Here is an 18034-nt window from a genome sequence, read left to right on the forward strand (position 1 = left end):
GACTGTCACTCGGTCGGAGGTTTCGCCATCGCCGGTCTATATCTGTCCTAATGGTGGCACCTTAAGTGGTTCCAGTTGCATGTGCGTAGCCCCGGAGTCTGAAAACTCTGCACGAACCGGTTGCGAGTTACTCGCATCCCCGCCGGTGATCTTGACTCCTGTGGAACCCGAGCGAAAAGTATGCAATGTATGCCCTTGCCCGCCCGGCACGGCCACAGCTGATGTAGCAGTCCAAACCCCCCGGCCGATCATTCCTGCGACAGGCGAGAAAATCCTGGCGCAACCCGACTATGCAGGGCAAGGCGCAGATGCCTTGAGCTTGGTGAGGCACTTTCGAAGCAACTGGGCCGGTGCAACAGACAGAGGCCTGGCAGTCGATCCCGGACTGACCCGCGCCTGGTCGCATAACCACGCCATCTCCATCAAGCAGGAGGGTGCGGCTGGAACCGCAGGCAGCATCGCCCGTATCATCTTCGGCGACGGCAGCGTGCGCGCCTTTGACTGGGATATAGCGACTACCAGCTGGAGCGCCAGCAACAGCGCCGACAGCCTGACAGCCAACACCACAGGCCTTCTCTATAAAAGCCTGGACGACGACAGCCAGTGGCAATTTGATACCGCAGGCAAGCTGCTCACCGTGACCCAGCGAAACGGCTGGACCACTACCTACACCTACAGTAGCAACAGCACTCCGACCACGATCGCTCCTGTGCCTGGTTTGCTTCTCACCGTGAGCAACCAGTTCGGCCGTACCTTGAGCTTTGTGTACAACGCCAGCAGCCAGCTGACGGGCGTCACCGCCAGCGACGGCCAAGTCACCCGCTACACCTACGACGGCACTACCGTCACCTCACATCTGATCGCTGTCAGCTACCCTGGTGTCTCTGGCGGCACCGTCACCAGGATCTACCACTACGAGAACGCTACTTACACCCAACTGGTCACCGGCATCACCGATGAGCGGGGAATCCGGCTGTCCAATATCGCTTATGACAGCCTGGGCCGCGCCATCAGCAGCGGCTATGCAGGTGGCGCCGATCTGTACGCGGTGAGTTACGCCACTCCTGGTTCAGCCACAGTCACCGACCCGCTCGGCACGCAGCGTACCTACAGCTATGGCACCAATAAAGGCAAGTTGGCTGTCACCGGCGCCGACAAGCCCAGTGGCACGGGCAACAGCTCGGCGGCCAGCCGGGCACAAGACGCCAACGGCTTCATCACTCAGGAGACTGACTTCCTGGGCGTGAACACCATGTACACATGGGACGTCAACCGGCGCCTGCCCCTGACAACAACCAAGGCAGCAGGCCTGCCCGAGGTACAGACCACGACAACACAGTGGCACCCCACCTTCAGGCTTCCCGTGCTGGTAGCTGAAGCGGGAAGAACCACCGCCTATAACTACGACACGCAGGGCAACCAGCTGGGCCAGACCGTGACCGATACGGCGACCAATGTGGCCCGAACGACCAGCTGGACCTATGTCCCCAGTGGAAGCGCACAAGGCCTGGTGGCGACCCAGAGCGCCAATGGCACCGTCCGCCAGACCTATGCCTACTATGGCACTACCAGCTTTAGCGAGGCTGTGTCCAACGGAGATCCCGAGTGGAGCCGCGTCAGCTTGCTGCTCAATGGCATCGGTGCGGCCGACTCACCCATCGTCGACAGCAGCCTGTCGCCCAGGCCCTTGACGATGGTGGGGAATACGCAGATCAGCACGGCCCAGAGCAAATTCGGTAGCAGTTCAATTCTTTTTGACGGTGGAAGTTCCTATGTATCGACACCCGCCTCGGGAGCCTTCCAGTTCGGCGCGGGAAACTTCACCATTGAAAGCTGGGTCTACCAGGCGAACAACACCACAGGCTATGCATCGGGCATTCAAAGCATCGTGGGCCAGTACCAGCTGGGTGTGAATGGGGACGCCAGCTTTGGACTGCTCACCATTGCGGGTCAGCCCCAGGCCGCCTTCTTCGCTGGCAACTCGCTGGTTGCGGTCATCAATGCGCCCAGTGCACAGGCCCTGAACACCTGGAACCATCTCGCCGCGGTACGCAATGGCAACCTGGTGACCTTGTACGTCAATGGCGTCAGTGTTGGCTCCGCGGCGCTGTCCGTCAGCCTGAACGTTTCCTCGCGCAATGTGGCCATCGGCGCCGACTCGATCGGCGCGGGCGGCTGGAACGGTTATCTCGCTGATGTGCGGATCACCAAGGGATTTGCGCGGTACACCGCCAACTTCACGCCGCCGGCACAGGCGTTTCCAAATGCGGCGCCGGTCATTGACCCCAATGCCGTAGGCCACACGGCAGGCGACCTGCAAAGCATCACCAATGCTGTGGGCCATGTGACCCAGTTCACCTTGTACGACAGGGCAGGGCGAGTCAGGCAGATGGTCGATCCCAAAGGAATCGTCACGGACATGAGCTACACCCCCCGAGGCTGGGTCAGCAGCGTAGTGGTGACGCCGCCAGGTGGCGCAGCCCGCACCACCATCTACAGCTACGACAACGCAGGCCAACTGACGGGTGTAGTCATGCCTGACAGCACGACGATGAGCTACAGCTATGACGCAGCACATCGGCTGACCGGTGTGACGGACGCGAAAGGCAACACCGTGAGCTACACCTTGGACGCCATGGGCAACAAGGTTGGCGAACAGGTCAAGGACCCGTCGGGCAACCTGCAAAGAAACATCACGCGCGTCTATGACGCCTTGAACCGGGTTCAGCAAGTCACGGGAGCGGGAAGTTGAAGCGCTGCGGCGAATCTGTAAAAAATGGGGAACAAAAATGATCGTATTAAAAACAGGTGAGTCGATTGTTTTTCGATTAAAGGCCCGTGCTATTTTCTGGTTCTTTGTCGGAATGCTTTGTATCTCCAAGGTTTATGCTTTTCCGATGCCCTCCCCCACGGAGTATTTGTATGGATCCACGGGCGTTGATACTGGGCCGTACCGTACACCGGCGTTAGCGGGATGTGCTGCGTGGGCTGATGTTTTCAACTCGCATCACTCCGAACAAGTCACTGTGTCACCCATCGGGATTTCATCGGACTATCACTGCCTTTATTCATATATCTACACTCTTTCAGGTCAGGCCGGCAATGATGGGGACCTCGCACCGAGCATGCGTTTGGGCCAGGCCGTCTGCCCTGTCGGTTCGTCGCCCGGAGGTGATGGTTGCATCTGCGCGGCTCCGCAGATAGAAAACTCCACACACACGGGTTGCGATTTACTCTCTCCACCGGCCATCCCAATCCCTCTTGAATCAAGCAAGCCGAGGGTATGCAATATATGCCCGTGCCCGCCCGGAACGGTCAAAGTTGACGGAGAGCAAACTGCCAAGCCGATCATTCCGGCGACGGGCGAAGAGGTGCTGGCACAAACCGACTACACAGGGCAAGGCGCAGACGCCCTGAGCCTGGTTCGGCACTTCCGAAGCAGCTGGGCCGGTGCAACAGACAGGGGCCTGGCAGTCGATCCCGGACTGACCCGCGCCTGGTCGCACAACCACGCCATCTCCATCAAGCAAGATGGCATGGCCGGCACCGCAGGCAACATCGCCCGCGTCATCTTCGGCGACGGCAGCGTACGCGCCTTTGACTGGGATGTGGCGACCACCAGCTGGAACGCCAGCAACAGCGCCGACAGCCTGACCGCTAACAACACAGGCCTTCTCTATAAACGCCTGGACGACGACAGCCAGTGGCAGTTCGATACGGCAGGCAGGTTGCTCACCGTGAACCAGCGCAACGGTTGGATCAACAGCTACACCTACAGCACCGCCAGCACACCTGCCAATGTTGCCCCCGTGCCCGGCCTGCTCATCACGGTCAGAAACCAGTTTGGCCGCACCTTGAGCTTTGTGTACAACGCCAACAATCAGCTGACAAGCGTCACCGCCAGCGACGGCCAGGTCACCAGTTATACCTACGACGGCACCACTGTCACCTCACACCTGACCGCTGTCAGCTACCCTGGTAGCTCCGGCATCGTCACCCGCATCTACCACTACGAGAACGCTGCTTACCCCCAACTGGTTACCGGCATCACCGACGAGCGGGGAATCCGGCTGTCCAACATCGCCTACGACAGCCTGGGCCGCGCCATCAGCAGCGGCCATGCAGGTGGCGTCGATCTGTACACGGTGAGTTACGCCACCCCCGGCTCGGCCACGGTCACCGATCCGCTGGGTACCCAGCGCACCTACAACTACAGCACCAACAAAGGCAAGCTCGCCGTCACCGGCGCAGACAAGCCCAGCGGAACAGGCGCCCCATCCGCGGCTAGCCGGGTGCAAGACGCCAACGGTTTCGTCACGCAGGAGACCGACTTCCTGGGTGTGAACACCATGTACACCTGGGACATCAACCGGCGCCTGCCGTTGACAACGACCAGGGCAGCAGGCCTGTCTGAAGTGCAGACCACGGCAACGCAGTGGCACCCCACCTTCAAGCTGCCCGTGCTGGTGACCGAGGCTGGAAGAACTACGGCCTACACCTACGACACGCAAGGCAACAAACTCAGTCAGACCGTCACCGACACGGCCACCAATGTGGCGCGAACCACCAGCTGGACGTACAACCCGCAAGGCCTGCTGGCTACCGAGACCACCAACGGCATCGTCACCCAGACCTACGCTTACTACAGCACCACCAGCTTCAGCGGCACGGCGCCCAACGAGGTGGGCTATACGGTAGGAGATCTGCAGAGCATCACGAATGCGATGGGGCACGTCATGCAGTTCACCCTCTACGACAAGGCAGGGCGAGTCAGGCAAAGCGTCGACCCGCGAGGTGTGGTGACCGACACGATGTACACGCCGCGCGGCTGGATCAGCCGCACCAGCGTCACGCCGCCGGGCGGCACCGCCCGAACCACGAACTACAAATACGACAACGCAGGCCAGCTAACGGGTGTAGCCACGCCCGATGGCGCCACCATGGGCTACAGCTACGACGCCGCTCACCGGCTAAAGGGTGTGACGGACGCCAAAGGCAACACCGTCGCCTACACCCTGGATGCCATGGGCAACAAGGTCGGCGAGCAGGTCAGGGATCCCGCGGGCAACCTGCAAAGAAACATCACGCGTGTTTATGACACCTTGAACCGCGTCCAGCAAGTTACGGGAGCGAGCAATTGAATAGCATCGAAGAAAACCATGGATACATACCGGCGGCAAGTCGGGTGGCGGCAATAAGGAACGGATGCGGGCAGTTTTTTCATGCGCTCTTGCGATTAATGAATAGGCGCCCTGTCAACCACTCGCCGCTAGCGGTCTTATCGCTTTTGGTCATTGCCCTCGTGCTGGCGTTGGTCTGGACGCCTGCACGTGCGTTTTCGCCTACCTCCCAGCTTGTACCGCCCGCCGACCTCGCGGAATGGACCGCTTATCAGATGCCAAACTGTGATCCGCCGATAACTGGCGATCCGTACAAAACCACTTGCACTGGGCCGATGCAGGGTTCCGGCGCGTATTCGGGTGGGTATGTGATCATGCGTACCAGTATTTTTGGTACCGATGTCTATGCCTACTACCCCGCTACGGAGGTACTAACTTGCCCTTTAAGCGCTGATCTTGTGGGTGGGCAATGTGTCTGTAAGCCTCCTTCGATGGAGAACACCGCTCAGACGGCTTGCAATTTACCGTCTCCGCCGGCGGTCCCAAACCCGCCGGTGACAAGCGCATCGGAATCAAGCAAGCCAAAGGTATGCAATATATGCCCGTGCCCGACCGGAACGGTCAAAGTTGACGGAGAACAAACCCCCAAGCCGATCATTCCGGCGACAGGCGAAGAGGTTCTGGCGCAAGCCGACTACACAGGACAAGGTGCAGACGCCCTGAGCCTGGTGCGGTACTACCGGAGCAGCTGGGCCGGCAACACAGACAGGGCCCTGGCAGTCGATCCCGGGCTGACCCGCGCCTGGTCGCATAACCACGCCGTGTCCATCAAGCAAGAAGGCACTGCAGGCACAGCCAACAGCGTCGCCCGCGTCATCTCTGGCGACGGCAACGTACGCACCTTTGGCTGGAATGTCACCAGCAGCAGCTGGGATGCCGGCAACAGCGCCGACACACTAACGGTTAACACCACAGGCCTTCTCTATAAACGCCTGGACGACGACAGCCTGTGGCAGTTTGATACGGCAGGCAAGCTGCTCACCGTGACCCAGCGCAACGGCTGGGTTAATACTTATACCTACAGCACCGGCAGCAGCGCTATTGTCCCTGCGGCCAATCTGCTGGTCTCGGTCAGCAACCAGTTCGGCCGCAGCTTGAACTTTGCCTATAACGGCGTCAGCCAGCTGGTGCGTGTGACCGCCAGCGACGGCCAGGTCACCAGCTACACCTACGACGGCGCCACCGTCATCTCGCACCTGACCAGTGTCAGCTACCCGAGCCTTGCCAGCGGTACCGTCACCCGCAGCTACCACTACGAGAATCCCACCTACACCCAGATGGTCACCGGCATCACCGACGAGCGAGGAATCCGGCTGGCAAACATCGCTTACGACAGCCAGGGCCGCGCCATCAGCAGTGGCTATGCCAGCGGCGCCGATCTGTACACAGTGAGCTACGCAACCGGCGCAGCTACGGTCACCGACCCCCTGGGCACGCAGCGCACTTACAACTACAGCACCAACAAAGGCCAGCTCGCCGTCACCGGCGCCGACAAACCCAGTGGAACAGGCGCCCCGTCCGCCGCCAGCCGGGTACAAGACGCCGACGGTTTCATCACTCAGGAGACCGACTTCCTGGGTGTGAACAGCATGTACACCTGGGACATCAACCGGCGCCTGCCTTTGAGCACCACCAAGGCGGCTGGCCTGTCCGAAGTGCAGACCACGACCACTCAGTGGCATCCCGCATTCAGGCTGCCGGTGCTTGTGACCGAAGCGGGAAGAACCACCGCCTATACCTACGACACACAAGGCAACCCACTGAGCCAGACCGTCACTGACACGGCCACCAATGTGGCCCGTACCGTTGGTTGGAGCTATGTCCCCAGTGGAGGTGCACGGGGCCTGGTGGCCACCCAGAGCGCTAACGGCGTTGTTCGCCAGACCTACGCCTATTACGGCGCCACCAGCTTCAGCGGCACCGAAAGCAACATCGATCCAGAGCTAAGTCACGTCAGCCTGCTGCTAAACGGCATCGGTATTCCTGGCTCGATCATCGTAGACAGCAGTCCGTCGCCCAAGCCATTGACGAGACTGGGTAACGCGCAAATCAGTGCAGCCCAGAGCAAGTTTGGCTACAGCTCTCTTTACTTTGATGGAAACAGATCGTCCGTGAGCACTCCACCATCAGCGGAGTTCCAGTTTGGCTCCGGGGATTTCACGGTTGAAGCCTGGGTGTACCAGACAAACCGCAATACGGGGACATATTGGGCCTACCAACAGGTTGTGGGGCAGTACCAGGCGGCCGCGAACTCAGACGTCAGCTTCGTGCTGCTCGCTGCTGACGGGTATCCTCGAGTCGCCTTCTGGTCGGGTAACGCAGTGGCGGCGGACATCGACGCGGTAAATCCCTTGCCCTTGAACACCTGGGCTCATCTGGCCGCGGTGCGCAGTGGCAATCTGGTGACCCTTTACGTCAATGGCGTGAGCGCCGGCTCCGCAACCTTGACTGCCAGTCTCGACGTTTCTACGCGGAACCTCACGGTAGGTGCGGACATTGATCGGCGAATAGCTTGGAGTGGCTACCTCTCTGATCTGCGGATCACCAAAGGCGTGGCGCGGTACACCGCGAACTTTACGCCACCGGTGAAGGCATTTTCTGATACGACACCGGTTATTGACCCGAATGCTCTTGGCCACACGGCAGGCGACCTGCAAAGCATCACCAATGCAGCAGGCCACCTGACGCAATTCACGCTTTACGACAGAGCGGGGCGTGTGCGGCAGATGGCCGATCCCAATGGAATCGTCACCGACATCGTCTACACACCGCGCGGCTGGGTGAGCAGCACCAGCGTCACGCCGCCGGACGGCACGGCCAGAACCACTACCTATAGCTACGACAACGCTGACCAGTTGATCGGCGTGGCGATGCCTGATGCCACCACCATGAGCTACAGCTACGACGCCGCACACCGCCTGACCGGCGTGACGGATGCGAAGGGCAACTCGGTGAGCTACACGCTCGACGCCATGGGCAACAAAGTCGGCGAGCAGGTCAGGGACCCCGCGGGCAACCTGCAGAGAAACATCACGCGCGTCTACGACGCCCTGAACCGGGTCCAGCAAGTCACGGGAGCGAGCAATTGAAAACCACCACCATCACCATTAATCAACCAGGAGGAGTCAGCATGAGCAGCCCAAGCCCCACCCGAGCCTTCACCGCGTGGCTAAGCCGCATGGTGCTGCTCATCGCCATGGCCCCGGCCATGGTCCTTGCCGCCACCCCGACGACCACGGCGCTGTCTAGCAGCGCCGGTACCGCTCCCGTCGGGCAGAGCGTTACGCTGACTGCTACCGTGACTGGTGCCAGCCCGACGGGTACTGTCACCTTCAAGGACGGCGCTGCCACTGTTGGTAGCAGCGCCTTGACTGGTGGTGTGGCAACACTCGCCACCTCCAGCCTGGCCCTGGGCAGTCATAGCCTGAGCGCTGAGTACGCAGGCGACACCAACAACAACCCTTCGACTTCAGCTGGCGTCACTGTCGCCATCAACGCCGGCACCCTGACCTGGCAGTACGGCTACGACGCCATGGGCAGGCCCACCACGGTGCTCGATCCCAATGGCCTGGCCAGCTACACCTACTACGACAGCCTGGGCCGTCCCATCCAGACCCAGCAGCCGGCCAACATCGGCAGCGCTACGCCGACCACCATCAGCCTGGCCTATAACGCCAATGACCGCCTGACCCAGGTCACCGACCCGCGCAACCTGGCCACGACCTACAACCCTAACGGACTGGGCGATGTGACGGCCCAGACCAGCCCTGACACGGGAGCGAGCCAGTACACCTACGACGCCAAAGGCAATGTCCTCACCAAAACCGATGCCCGCGGCAAGCTGAGCCAGTACACCTATGACAACATTGACCGCATCAAAACCATCAACTATCCCACGGGTACAGGGAGCGCCTTTGAATACGACGGCGGTACAACTCCTATCCCAGGTGCTGTAGGTGAACTCACCAAGATCACCGATGCGAGCGGCCAGACCGTCTATACCTACGACAGCATGAGCCGCAAGACATCCAAGGTCCAGACCACGGGCAGCAAAACCTTTACCGTTGGCTACACCTGGGGTGACAGTGGAAGCGCATTGGACAAACTGACCGCCATTACCTATCCGAGCGGAATCCGGGTCAACTACAGCTACGACAGCTACGGCGATGTTTCCGGCATCACCGTGAACCCGCCGAATGCCAATGGTGCAGGCACCAACACGGGCAGCACCTTGCCGATGCTGAGCGCCATTACCCGCAATGCCGAAAGCAAACTCACAGGCTGGACCTGGGCCAGCACCAAGACCCAGGCGATCAGCTACGACGCTAACGGGCAGGTCAGTGCTTACAACCTGGGCGACCCGACAACAACCGGCATCCTGCGCACCATAGTCCGCGATAGTGCAGGGCGCATTACCGGTTACACGCACACCAGCAACGGAACCCCCGTTTCCACCCTGGACCAGAGCTTTAGTTATGACAACCTGAACCGCCTGATCAGTGCGACGCTGGGCAGCACAGCGATTCAGTACAGCTATGACCCCACGGGCAACCGCACAGCGAGAGTCTTGAGTGGAGCGAGCTACCCCAACACCATCTCGGCCACTAGCAACAAGCTAGACCAGACCCAGGATGTGGGCGGTGCGGCCACTGTGGTGCATGACGCGGCCGGTAGTATCACGGGTGATGGGGCCAATGCCTATACCTACAGTGATCGGGGACGTCTGGCGACCATGACGAATGCCGGCGGCGCGGTCACTTACGGCTACAACGCGCTGGAGCTTCGGGTCGGAAAAACCGGACCGACGGCGCTGGTGCCCACGGGCGCTATCTACTATGTCTATGATGAGGCGGGCAAGCTGCTCGGGGAATACGACTCAAACGGAACGCCGCTGTATGAAACCATCTACTTTGGCCTGCCGGTTGGGGTGGTCAAGCAGACGGGAACCGCCGCGGCCAGCGACATCGCGATCAGCTTGTATAACGTCTCGACCGACCAATTGGGGGCGGCGCGCATCATCACGCGGCAAAGCGATGAGATGACGGTGTGGAGATGGGATACGGCTGAGCCCTTTGGCGCGACGGCGCCGGACCAGAATCCGAGCAGTCTCGGGATATTCAGCTTTAACCAACGTCTCCCGGGCCAGGTGTTTGATGCCGAGAGTGGGCTGTTCCAGAACTGGTACCGGGAATACAACCCCCGCATCGGTCGGTATATGCAGTCCGATCCGATTGGGTTGCGCGGCGGGATCAATACTTATGCCTATGTGGGAGGGGATCCTCTTTCGTACGCGGATCCTTCGGGACGTTGCCCATGGTGTGGAGCAATTTGGGAGGGGGTGGTATTGACATGGGAAACCGGAGTTCTGGTTTATAACGCTTATAGAAGAATAGTTCCCAAGTGGATACGTTACCCATTGCTCGCCAAAGACGCCCAAACGGCTTATAGGTGGTGGGAGAAGCATCAATCGAAACCGGATCAATGCCCCTCCTCGGATTATCAAAGCGGCGGCGGTGGCGATTTTGGCGGTGGCGGCGCTACAGCGGATTGGTCTGACCCTACGACCAAGAATTCTCCTGGCTCAGACAAAGATGACAAATTTGTAGACGACTTTGTTCGCGATCAAATTAGGGACGAGATCTTGCATGAGTTGGAAAAACGGCGTAAGAAGAAAAACACCGGGCATTAGGCTATTGGGTATGAGCCTTGACGATTAGATATACGAAAAATGCCGCGACCAAGAGGCAGACAACCGTAAGCGAGAAACTGATCAGAAGAAGTATTTTTGCTATCAGCGCTTTGCCTCGTCCCATTTGTCGCCAAGCATTTTTCGTTGTGGCTCGGTATCTGGAGGAAAAAATGAATCGCCAACCAGCAACTCCTTCGAGTACCAGCTCGATTAGTGTCAAGCCATCAAGAAAAATGGTAATGAGAGGCAGCATGAGTCAACTCCTGAAGTTCTGCATCTTTGCACAACTGAAGAACTTGTACGAGGCACCTTAGGTGGATAAAGAGATATGAGTGTTGAGTCCCACGTCGATGTGCCCCGCTTTTTTCGCAGCAGCTTGACCTTATCAAAAACCTGAAATGTGGATGTCCAGCCCTGCGCAAGGGTGTCACCAATGGCTCCGCATCCAATGGGAAAACGGATCAACCCAGCACGAAAATCCACAGTTCTCGAGTTATCTTCTGGAGCACGGTGGCCTATTTTGGTTATTCGTTTTTCTTTGGCCGGATCGTTTCGGGCGCATATCCTGCTGGTGACGGCAAGAGCTTTGAAACCTTGTTCTTGGGGCTTCTTGCCGGCCCCAGCCTCGGACTCGGCAGAGGGCATGGTGCGGAATTCTGGATCTTCGCAATCATGGTTTGCCTTCCTCTCCTTTGGGGCTCCCTCCTGTTGAAGTCACTGCCGCTATGGGTGGCGTGTTCGGGGTTGTCGACAACGATATGGTGCGGACTGGGCGCATTCATGTGTTGCTAACAGCCATTTGCAATAGGTGAACGCATTGAGATCATGGATGGCTCGGGCGCATGTCACTTCTCAATTCACCGAAGCCACAAACACCCACTCCGCATAAGTCTCTTTGTCCTGGAAATCCCGGTACTGGATCGGGAATTCCCTTTTCTTGAACGCGCTTTGCGTCGAGCGGCTGTGCACACCCAGAATGCCGCCGGCGCCTTGCATCAGCACCCAGTCGGCTTCGCCCGTCATGGGGTCGGGGTAGAGGCGGCGCAGGTGCCGCACCGGCATGGGGAATCGTTTGTCCTCCAGCAGGTCGTCGAGTGAGCGCGGCAGGGACTGGCTTTTGCCGGATGGCACGCTGCTGTAATAAGACTTGATGGCGCGGCGGTACTGGTCGCCTACGAAGAGCAGCTCTGTCTCTTTGGCGCGCTGGCTGTGGGTGCGTTGCAGTTCGACCATGGCCGATGCGCCCAGGGTGGTGAGCAGCAGAAAAATCAAGACCGCGAGCAGCACCAGGCCTGACTGCATGGCCAAAGGCTTGTGCGGGCGGCTGGCTTTTATCATGGCTTGAATGAGCCTCGTCACCAGGCGCTGTAAGCCGAGCCGTCCAGAGCGCGCTTGGCGGACTTCGAGGAGACGTCAAACACATCGGTGCCCGGTTGCGGCGCATCGGCGCTGCTGCTGTAGGCGCGGGTGTTCCAGGTCTGCCCATCCGCTAGCGCAGGGTCTTCAGCGAAGGGGTCGCGCGGAATCCTGCGCAGCAGCACAAAGGGCTGGGCTGAAAAACCAAAGGCGGCGGAGCGCGGGACGCCGGTGACCAGGACCTCGAGCGACGGCGGGTAGCCCGAGGCGCCTACGCCCTTGTCGATGACACCCGCGTCGGAGGCCGCTTTGTAGCTGTCGAGTGCCTGGCGTATGACACGCAGGCCTTGCTTGAGCTCGGCTTCCTTGGCGCGTGTCTGCACCACCTGGGTCAGGGGCAGGGCCACCATGGCGAGCAGGCCGACGATGGCCAGCGAGACCAGCAGCTCGATCAGCGTGAAGCCGCGCTGCGCCGGCTGTTTCATGGTGCGGTGCTTTCCGTGGCCGGTGCCGGCGATGGGCTCGGCGCATTGGGCGCGCGCACATCGTAAATGCCGGGTTCGGCGCTGTTCGGGAAGGGCAGGGTCTCCCAGGCCCTTGAGCCGGACACCGGGTCCAGCGGGATCTCGCGCAGGTAGCGTTTGTCGACCACCTCCTGCAATTGAGCCGGGTACTTGCCCTGGTCGGCGCGGAACTTGTCGATGGCGTCGCGCAGGGTGGCGAGGTTTTGCGCCTGGACTTTTTCCTTGCCGCCGTCGAGTGCCTTGAAGTAGCGCGGCGTGGCCAGCGTCAGCAGCAACGCGAGGATGGAGAACACCACCAGCAGTTCGATCAGGGTGAAGCCCGCCGCGCGCGAGGGGCCGGCGGCCGTTCGCATATTCATCAGGCGGAAGCTGGGGAGAGGACTCACATCGCCTCTTGTCAACGCTTGATCATGGGCGGAGGGGCCGGCAGGCCGCCGCCGCTCAGCGGCATGGCGGGTGCCGGCTGCGGAAGTGGCTGCGGCACGGACGGCGCGGATGGTGGAACTCCAGGCGCTCCAGGAGCCCCCGGTGCCTGCGGCGCCGGCGAGATGCCGCTGGCGGGCGCGGCGGTAGCGGCAGGCCGGCCGCCCAGCCCGCCAGGCAGGCTCAGGCCGCCCACGGGATCGCCGAGGATCTGCCGGTCGCGCAAGGTGAGCGCCGTGCCCGAGAACACACTGGCGCGGTCCAGGCCGAGGTTGGCGTAGTTGCGCACGATGCGTGGCGTGATCGCCAGCACGATCTCGGAGCGGGACTTGTTGCTGCCCGAATTGCCGAACAGGCGCCCGACCACGGGCAAATGTCCCAGGCCCGGAATCTTGTCGGCGGTGTTGCGCTCTTCATCGGTGATCAGGCCGCCCAGGACCTGGGTCTCGCCGTCGGCCAGGCGCAGAAAGGTGCTGGCGTTGCGTGTGCCTATCTGGTACGAGCGGCTGCCCTGCGCGTCGGTGAACTCCCGCGCGATGTTGCTGACTTCGAGGTTGATCTTGATGCCCACGTCGTTGCTGGCGTAGACCTGCGGCTCGAACTCGAGCTTGAGGCCCACGTCCTGGTAGGTGATGGTGCCGGTGACGACCGAGGAGCCGCCGTTGACCGGCGTGACGTTGTTGATGATGGTGGGCACGCGGTCGCCGATCATGATCTTGGCTTTTTCGCGGTTGCGCGCGCGTATGCGCGGGCTGGCCAGGATGCGGGTCTCGGTGTCCTGCAGCTTGAAGTTGAGGGTGCCGGCGATAGGCGTGACGGTGAGGCCGCCCACGCCCAGCTGCCTGAGCTGCGCGATGGTGAGGTTGCTGACGGTGCCGCCCGGCGTGGTGGCGCCGGCGCTGGGCGTGCTGATGGTGATGGCATTGGGCGGGGAAACGCCGAGGTTGCTGTTGCGGCCTTCGGAGATTTCCAGCACCTCCACTTCGAGCATGACTTCCGGGTCGGGCTCGTCGTGCAGGGCGATCAGTTTTTCGGCGATGCGCAGGGTCTCGGGTGTGTCGCGTATGACCAGCAGGCCGCTGCGCTCGTCGGCCGAGACGTCCTTGAGCTTGAGCATGGTCTTGAGCATGCCGGCCAGGTACTTGAGGTCGCTGTTGGTGACACGGAAGGAGCGCACCGTCAGCTCCTGGTACTCCGACTGCTTGGCCGCCGTGGCCGCGTACACCATCAGGGTGTTGCTGTTGACGATGCGTTTTTCGAGCTGGTTCTGCATCAGGATCAGGTCGATCGCATCCTCAACCGCCACGTCTTTCACAAAAATCGTGACCCGGACGTCGCTCTTGACCTCGCGGTCCAGCAGGATGTTCAGGCCCGTGGATTTCGACAGAGCTTCAAACACGGTGCGCATGGTGGCATCGCGGAACTGCAGCGTCACCGGCGAACCCATGACAGACTTGGCCTCCCTGAAGCGGTCGCGTTCAAGGTCGGCTACGGCCCTCGCGTCGAGGACGGCTTTCCGGAGCTGCGCCGCCTGCTTGTTGCCGGGCTGGTCGGCCAGCACCCGCGCCGCGCGTTCGCCGGCCGCTTCGAGCTTGCCTTCCTTGAGGTAGCGTTCGCCTTCGGCCAGCAACTGGTCGTTGCGCACGTCCTGGTCCAGCGCCTTCAGGGATGCCGCGGCCCGGGCATTGCTTGGGCTCAGGGCCAGCGCCCGGCCGTAGAGGTCGCGCGCGCCGGCGATGTCTCCGCTGGCGCGCACCAGGTCGCCCTGCTTGACGAAGGCGTCGGCATGCTTGTCGCGCTGCACCAGGTAGTCGATCTTGTAGTACTGGTTGGCCTCGTCGAGCTCCGTCGCTTTTTTCAGCGAGGCGACGCCGGCGTCGACGTTCCCCTCGCCGATCTGGCCCATGCCGTCGTTGTGGTAGCGCGCACCGGCGCAGGCCGTCAGCAGCAAACAGGCCACCACACTGGACGCGATGGGTGTCATGCGCCTGCGTTCTTCAATACGCCCTGTGTTGCCGCCACTTCCGGAGAGCCCGGCATTTCGCTTGAGTGTTTTCATCGTGGAGTGTCCAGAAGTAGAAGCGACTGTTTTTGGCCCAGGGGGAGGTAGGTGAACACCACGCGCTCGCTCGTGATCTCGTCGACGCGGTAGCTGCCGGCGACGGTGTCGCCTTTTTGGATGACGGTCAGGTTGTCGCCGTGCTGGATAAAGGCTTGCTGCTGGCCGTTGCCGATCTTCTTGCCCTGGATCGCGCCCACCGCGGTAAAGGGCAGCGGCGGCGCCGTGGGCGGCGGCGGCGGTGGCGGCTCGGCGGCCACGGCCGGTGGTGGCGGCTTGCGGGGTTTGGCGGGCGCGGGCGGCGGCATGGGTGGGGCCACCACCTGGGGCGGCGGCACAAACTCGGGCGCCAGCGGGCCGAAGGGGTCGCGCACCACCATCTTGTTCATGCGCAGGCTGGGGCTGTTCATCGCGACCTCAAGGCGCTGGGGTGCTGCATCGGCAAGCAGTGTTGTCGTGGCGGCCTGCGCTGGGGCGATCGCCGCCGTTCGCTGGCGCGGCGCCGCTGCCAGGTCCAGGTCCTCGTCGCCGCCCGGCCACTTGCCCTGCATGGCGGCCGCCAGCACAAAACTGGCCAGACCGGCCGCGACCAGGACGGCGGCCTTCTTCCAGCCGCCCTGCGCGGTACCGGCTTTCGAGGGGCCGGCGCTCACGGCATGCCTTTCGTGCCGCCCGGCTCGGGGGTACTGGCCGGCCGTCTTGGCGCCGCGGGCCGCGCGCCCTGGGCCTGCTCCGCGCGCGGGGCATACACCAGCGCGAGCTTGAGGAAGACCTGGTGCTTGACGGCCGTGCCGTCCTTGCGTTCTATGCGCAGCTCCTGCACCGCCGCATGCGGCATGGCGTTGAGCACGCTCGCCAGGAACTCCTTGAGCGCGCCGTAGTTTTCGTTGATGCGCAGGTCCACCAGGCGCGTGTCCAGGCCCAGCGCCGTGGGGTCCGCGTCGCGGTAGTCGCCGCTGGCCAGCACAATGCCCTGGCTTTTCGCGATGTCAAAAATCTGCGCCAGGTCGGCCGTGTAGTCGGTCGAAGGCGGGAAGATGACAGGTATGCCGCGCGGTGCGTTCGCGGCGGGCCTGGGGCTGGTTTTCTGGGCCTGCCGCAACTCCAACTGCAGCTTGTTCTTCTGCAGGCGCAACTGGTGGGAAAGGCCCAGTAGCAGGGCGCCCACCAGCACCAGCCCGGCGCCGCACAGCACGGGCCAGCCCAGGGCGCGCAGCGGCTCCAGGCCCGCGCCGCTGCGAAGCCGGTCAAGCGAGCTGGTGATGAACGCGGGGCTGCGCATCATGGCGTGGGTGCCTTGGTAATGCCCGGCTTCAGCACGGGGGCCGAGACTTCAACTGGCATCAGCGGGCTGAGGGCGGCCGGTGCGCCGGCGGGCGGCTCTTTCGCGAGGAACACGCCTTCGTTCAAGCGGTTCCAGCCCGCCGTCAGCCGGAAGCGGAAGGTGGCCGGGTTGCTGCGCTCGTCGAGCTGGTGGCTCACGATGCGCACGTCCGAGAAACCGCTGACGCTGCCGAGCGCCTCGGTGTAGGCCAGCATGGACGGGTAGTTCGAGGCCATCAGGGTCAGCTCTATCTTGCGGCTGGCCGGGTTGGCGGTGTTGGGCACCATGGACAGCAGGGTCACGCGCCCTTCGACCGTGTCGGCGGCGGCTTCCAGGGCCTCGAACATCAGCGACCACGGCGTTTGCAGCAAGGCTTCGAGCTGGCGCCTGGCCCTGATTTTTTCGAGCATGGCGGGGTTGTTCTCGGCCTGCCGCATTTGTTCGCTCAGCGCGTTCTGCTGCTTCGAGATCTTCGCCTGCTGCGAGCGAACGCCCTCCAGCAGCGCGCCGGCCCGCGACGTCATGTAGAGGCCGGCCAGCGCGATACAGGCGCCCGCGGCCAGGATGGCCCAGCTCAGCGGGCGGTAGCGCGCCGCGCCCGGCGCGAATTCAAAAGGGCTCTCGACCAGGCGCCGGCTCATGCTGCAAGCTCCGTGGCGGCGGGCCAGGCACAGGGGATGACCTGCTCATCAAGGCCCGCACCCGAGGCGATCAGGAAGCGGTCCAGCGCGGGCTGCAGCCAGGGGTCGCTGTTGCTTGATAGCGCCGGCGTGGCCATGCGCCAGGCATTCACGGCGCTGCCGTTCACCAGGCGCACAAAACTCAGCGCCGCATGCCGGCGGCCCGAGGCCTCAAGCTCCGTCCACACCAGCGTGCGCGCATCGCGCCGGCGCCGGCTTTGTTCGAGTTCGCTGTCCAGCCTTTCCACCAGGGCCGGCTGGCAGCTCGCGAGCTTCATGCGCTGGGCCTGGGCCAGCGCCTGCAGGCCGGCGACCAGGGCCGATTCGAAGGTGACCACGCACACATGGGCCTGGTCGACCTGGATGCGCCAGCGCACTTCATGCCCCGCCGCCTCCATGCCCAGCGCCTCCTGCGAGAGCGCCCTCGCCACGGTTCGCAGTTGCGATTCGGAGCGCGCCGAAGGTGAAGAAAAATCCATGGGCGCGATGCCGAGGTAGGAAGTGCCCACCCCCGTGCGCACCACAAGGCGGCAGCCATCCAGCGGCGCCGGGTGGCGCGCGCGCAGCGCCTGCAGGGCAAGCGCGGCGGCTTCGAGCAGGGCGTTAAGGGTATCGGCGCGCGTCGCACCAGGAATCCAGTTTGCCGTTTCGGTGAACGTGGCGGCCTGTGCCTGCTCAAGCGGCTTGCGCCTTGCTTGCAAGCTGCGCATCACGCGGCTGCCCCAGCCGGGCGCGGCCGGCTTGAGCGTCGCCTGCAGGTGGGCGGCGCCTATGTCGAGATGAACCATGGATTTCATGG

The 18034-nt window shown here is 62.3% G+C and carries 13 protein-coding genes; 4 read left to right on the plus strand and 9 right to left on the minus strand.

Going from position 1 to position 18034, the window contains the following annotated elements; all coding sequences use genetic code 11:
* Positions 1–322: 322 nt before the first annotated feature.
* The 4 genes from AC1D0O_RS06470 to AC1D0O_RS06485 all read left to right on the plus strand — a co-directional run bounded on the left by AC1D0O_RS06470 (position 323) and on the right by AC1D0O_RS06485 (position 10869).
* Positions 323–2752 (plus strand): LamG domain-containing protein, encoded by a 2430-nt coding sequence (locus AC1D0O_RS06470; RefSeq protein ID WP_477652708.1) that lies wholly within the window; start codon positions 323–325, stop codon positions 2750–2752.
* A 373-nt stretch (positions 2753–3125) separates the two neighbouring features.
* Complete coding sequence (locus tag AC1D0O_RS06475) at positions 3126–5141, plus strand: DUF6531 domain-containing protein (protein ID WP_477652709.1); 2016 nt, start codon at positions 3126–3128, stop codon at positions 5139–5141.
* 470 nt (positions 5142–5611) lie between these two features.
* Positions 5612–8269: a LamG-like jellyroll fold domain-containing protein gene (locus tag AC1D0O_RS06480; protein ID WP_477652710.1), complete on the plus strand. Its 2658-nt coding sequence runs from the start codon at positions 5612–5614 to the stop codon at positions 8267–8269.
* Positions 8266–10869: an Ig-like domain repeat protein gene (locus AC1D0O_RS06485; RefSeq protein ID WP_477652711.1), complete on the plus strand. Its 2604-nt coding sequence runs from the start codon at positions 8266–8268 to the stop codon at positions 10867–10869. Before AC1D0O_RS06480 ends, AC1D0O_RS06485 begins: the two co-directional genes overlap by 4 nt.
* Position 10870: 1 nt before the next feature.
* Here the strand turns inward: AC1D0O_RS06485 and AC1D0O_RS06490 are convergent, their stop codons facing one another.
* The 9 genes from AC1D0O_RS06490 to AC1D0O_RS06530 form a co-directional block, all read right to left on the minus strand.
* Positions 10871–11122, minus strand: coding sequence for a hypothetical protein (locus tag AC1D0O_RS06490; protein WP_477652712.1), 252 nt, complete (start codon positions 11120–11122; stop codon positions 10871–10873).
* A gap of 599 nt (positions 11123–11721) precedes the next feature.
* A complete protein-coding gene (locus tag AC1D0O_RS06495) occupies positions 11722–12207 on the minus strand; it encodes a type II secretion system protein (protein WP_477652713.1) in 486 nt (161 codons plus the stop codon).
* 17 nt (positions 12208–12224) lie between these two features.
* Positions 12225–12710, minus strand: a complete 486-nt coding sequence (locus AC1D0O_RS06500) for a type II secretion system protein (protein ID WP_477652714.1) — start codon at positions 12708–12710, stop codon at positions 12225–12227.
* Positions 12707–13108 carry a type II secretion system protein gene (locus tag AC1D0O_RS06505; protein WP_477652715.1) on the minus strand — a complete coding sequence of 134 codons (402 nt, stop codon included), beginning with the start codon at positions 13106–13108 and terminating at the stop codon, positions 12707–12709. The genes AC1D0O_RS06500 and AC1D0O_RS06505 overlap by 4 nt, the downstream gene beginning before the upstream one ends.
* A 38-nt stretch (positions 13109–13146) precedes the next feature.
* Entirely contained in the window at positions 13147–15231 is a 2085-nt protein-coding gene (locus AC1D0O_RS06510) for a secretin N-terminal domain-containing protein (RefSeq protein WP_477652716.1), read from the minus strand.
* Positions 15228–15884 carry a hypothetical protein gene (locus AC1D0O_RS06515; protein WP_477652717.1) on the minus strand — a complete coding sequence of 219 codons (657 nt, stop codon included), beginning with the start codon at positions 15882–15884 and terminating at the stop codon, positions 15228–15230. The genes AC1D0O_RS06510 and AC1D0O_RS06515 overlap by 4 nt, the downstream gene beginning before the upstream one ends.
* Positions 15881–16516 carry a hypothetical protein gene (locus tag AC1D0O_RS06520; protein ID WP_477652718.1) on the minus strand — a complete coding sequence of 212 codons (636 nt, stop codon included), beginning with the start codon at positions 16514–16516 and terminating at the stop codon, positions 15881–15883. The genes AC1D0O_RS06515 and AC1D0O_RS06520 overlap by 4 nt, the downstream gene beginning before the upstream one ends.
* On the minus strand, positions 16513–17196 hold the full coding sequence (locus AC1D0O_RS06525; RefSeq protein ID WP_477652719.1) for a hypothetical protein: 684 nt from the start codon (positions 17194–17196) through the stop codon (positions 16513–16515). Before AC1D0O_RS06525 ends, AC1D0O_RS06520 begins: the two co-directional genes overlap by 4 nt.
* A complete protein-coding gene (locus AC1D0O_RS06530; RefSeq protein ID WP_477652720.1) occupies positions 17193–18032 on the minus strand; it encodes a hypothetical protein in 840 nt (279 codons plus the stop codon). Before AC1D0O_RS06530 ends, AC1D0O_RS06525 begins: the two co-directional genes overlap by 4 nt.
* Positions 18033–18034: the final 2 nt, after the last annotated feature.

The organism is Polaromonas sp. P1_F2 (assembly GCF_056405735.1).

Coding starts and splice junctions, on each gene's coding strand:
- AC1D0O_RS06505 (WP_477652715.1), bottom strand. CDS start 13,108: ATGAATATGCGAACGGCCGCCGGCCCCTCGCGCGCGGCGGGCTTCACC.
- AC1D0O_RS06520 (WP_477652718.1), bottom strand. CDS start 16,516: ATGATGCGCAGCCCCGCGTTCATCACCAGCTCGCTTGACCGGCTTCGC.
- AC1D0O_RS06525 (WP_477652719.1), bottom strand. CDS start 17,196: ATGAGCCGGCGCCTGGTCGAGAGCCCTTTTGAATTCGCGCCGGGCGCG.
- AC1D0O_RS06510 (WP_477652716.1), bottom strand. CDS start 15,231: ATGAAAACACTCAAGCGAAATGCCGGGCTCTCCGGAAGTGGCGGCAAC.
- AC1D0O_RS06495 (WP_477652713.1), bottom strand. CDS start 12,207: ATGATAAAAGCCAGCCGCCCGCACAAGCCTTTGGCCATGCAGTCAGGC.
- AC1D0O_RS06500 (WP_477652714.1), bottom strand. CDS start 12,710: ATGAAACAGCCGGCGCAGCGCGGCTTCACGCTGATCGAGCTGCTGGTC.
- AC1D0O_RS06530 (WP_477652720.1), bottom strand. CDS start 18,032: ATGAAATCCATGGTTCATCTCGACATAGGCGCCGCCCACCTGCAGGCG.
- AC1D0O_RS06480 (WP_477652710.1), top strand. CDS start 5,612: ATGGAGAACACCGCTCAGACGGCTTGCAATTTACCGTCTCCGCCGGCG.
- AC1D0O_RS06475 (WP_477652709.1), top strand. CDS start 3,126: ATGCGTTTGGGCCAGGCCGTCTGCCCTGTCGGTTCGTCGCCCGGAGGT.
- AC1D0O_RS06490 (WP_477652712.1), bottom strand. CDS start 11,122: ATGCTGCCTCTCATTACCATTTTTCTTGATGGCTTGACACTAATCGAG.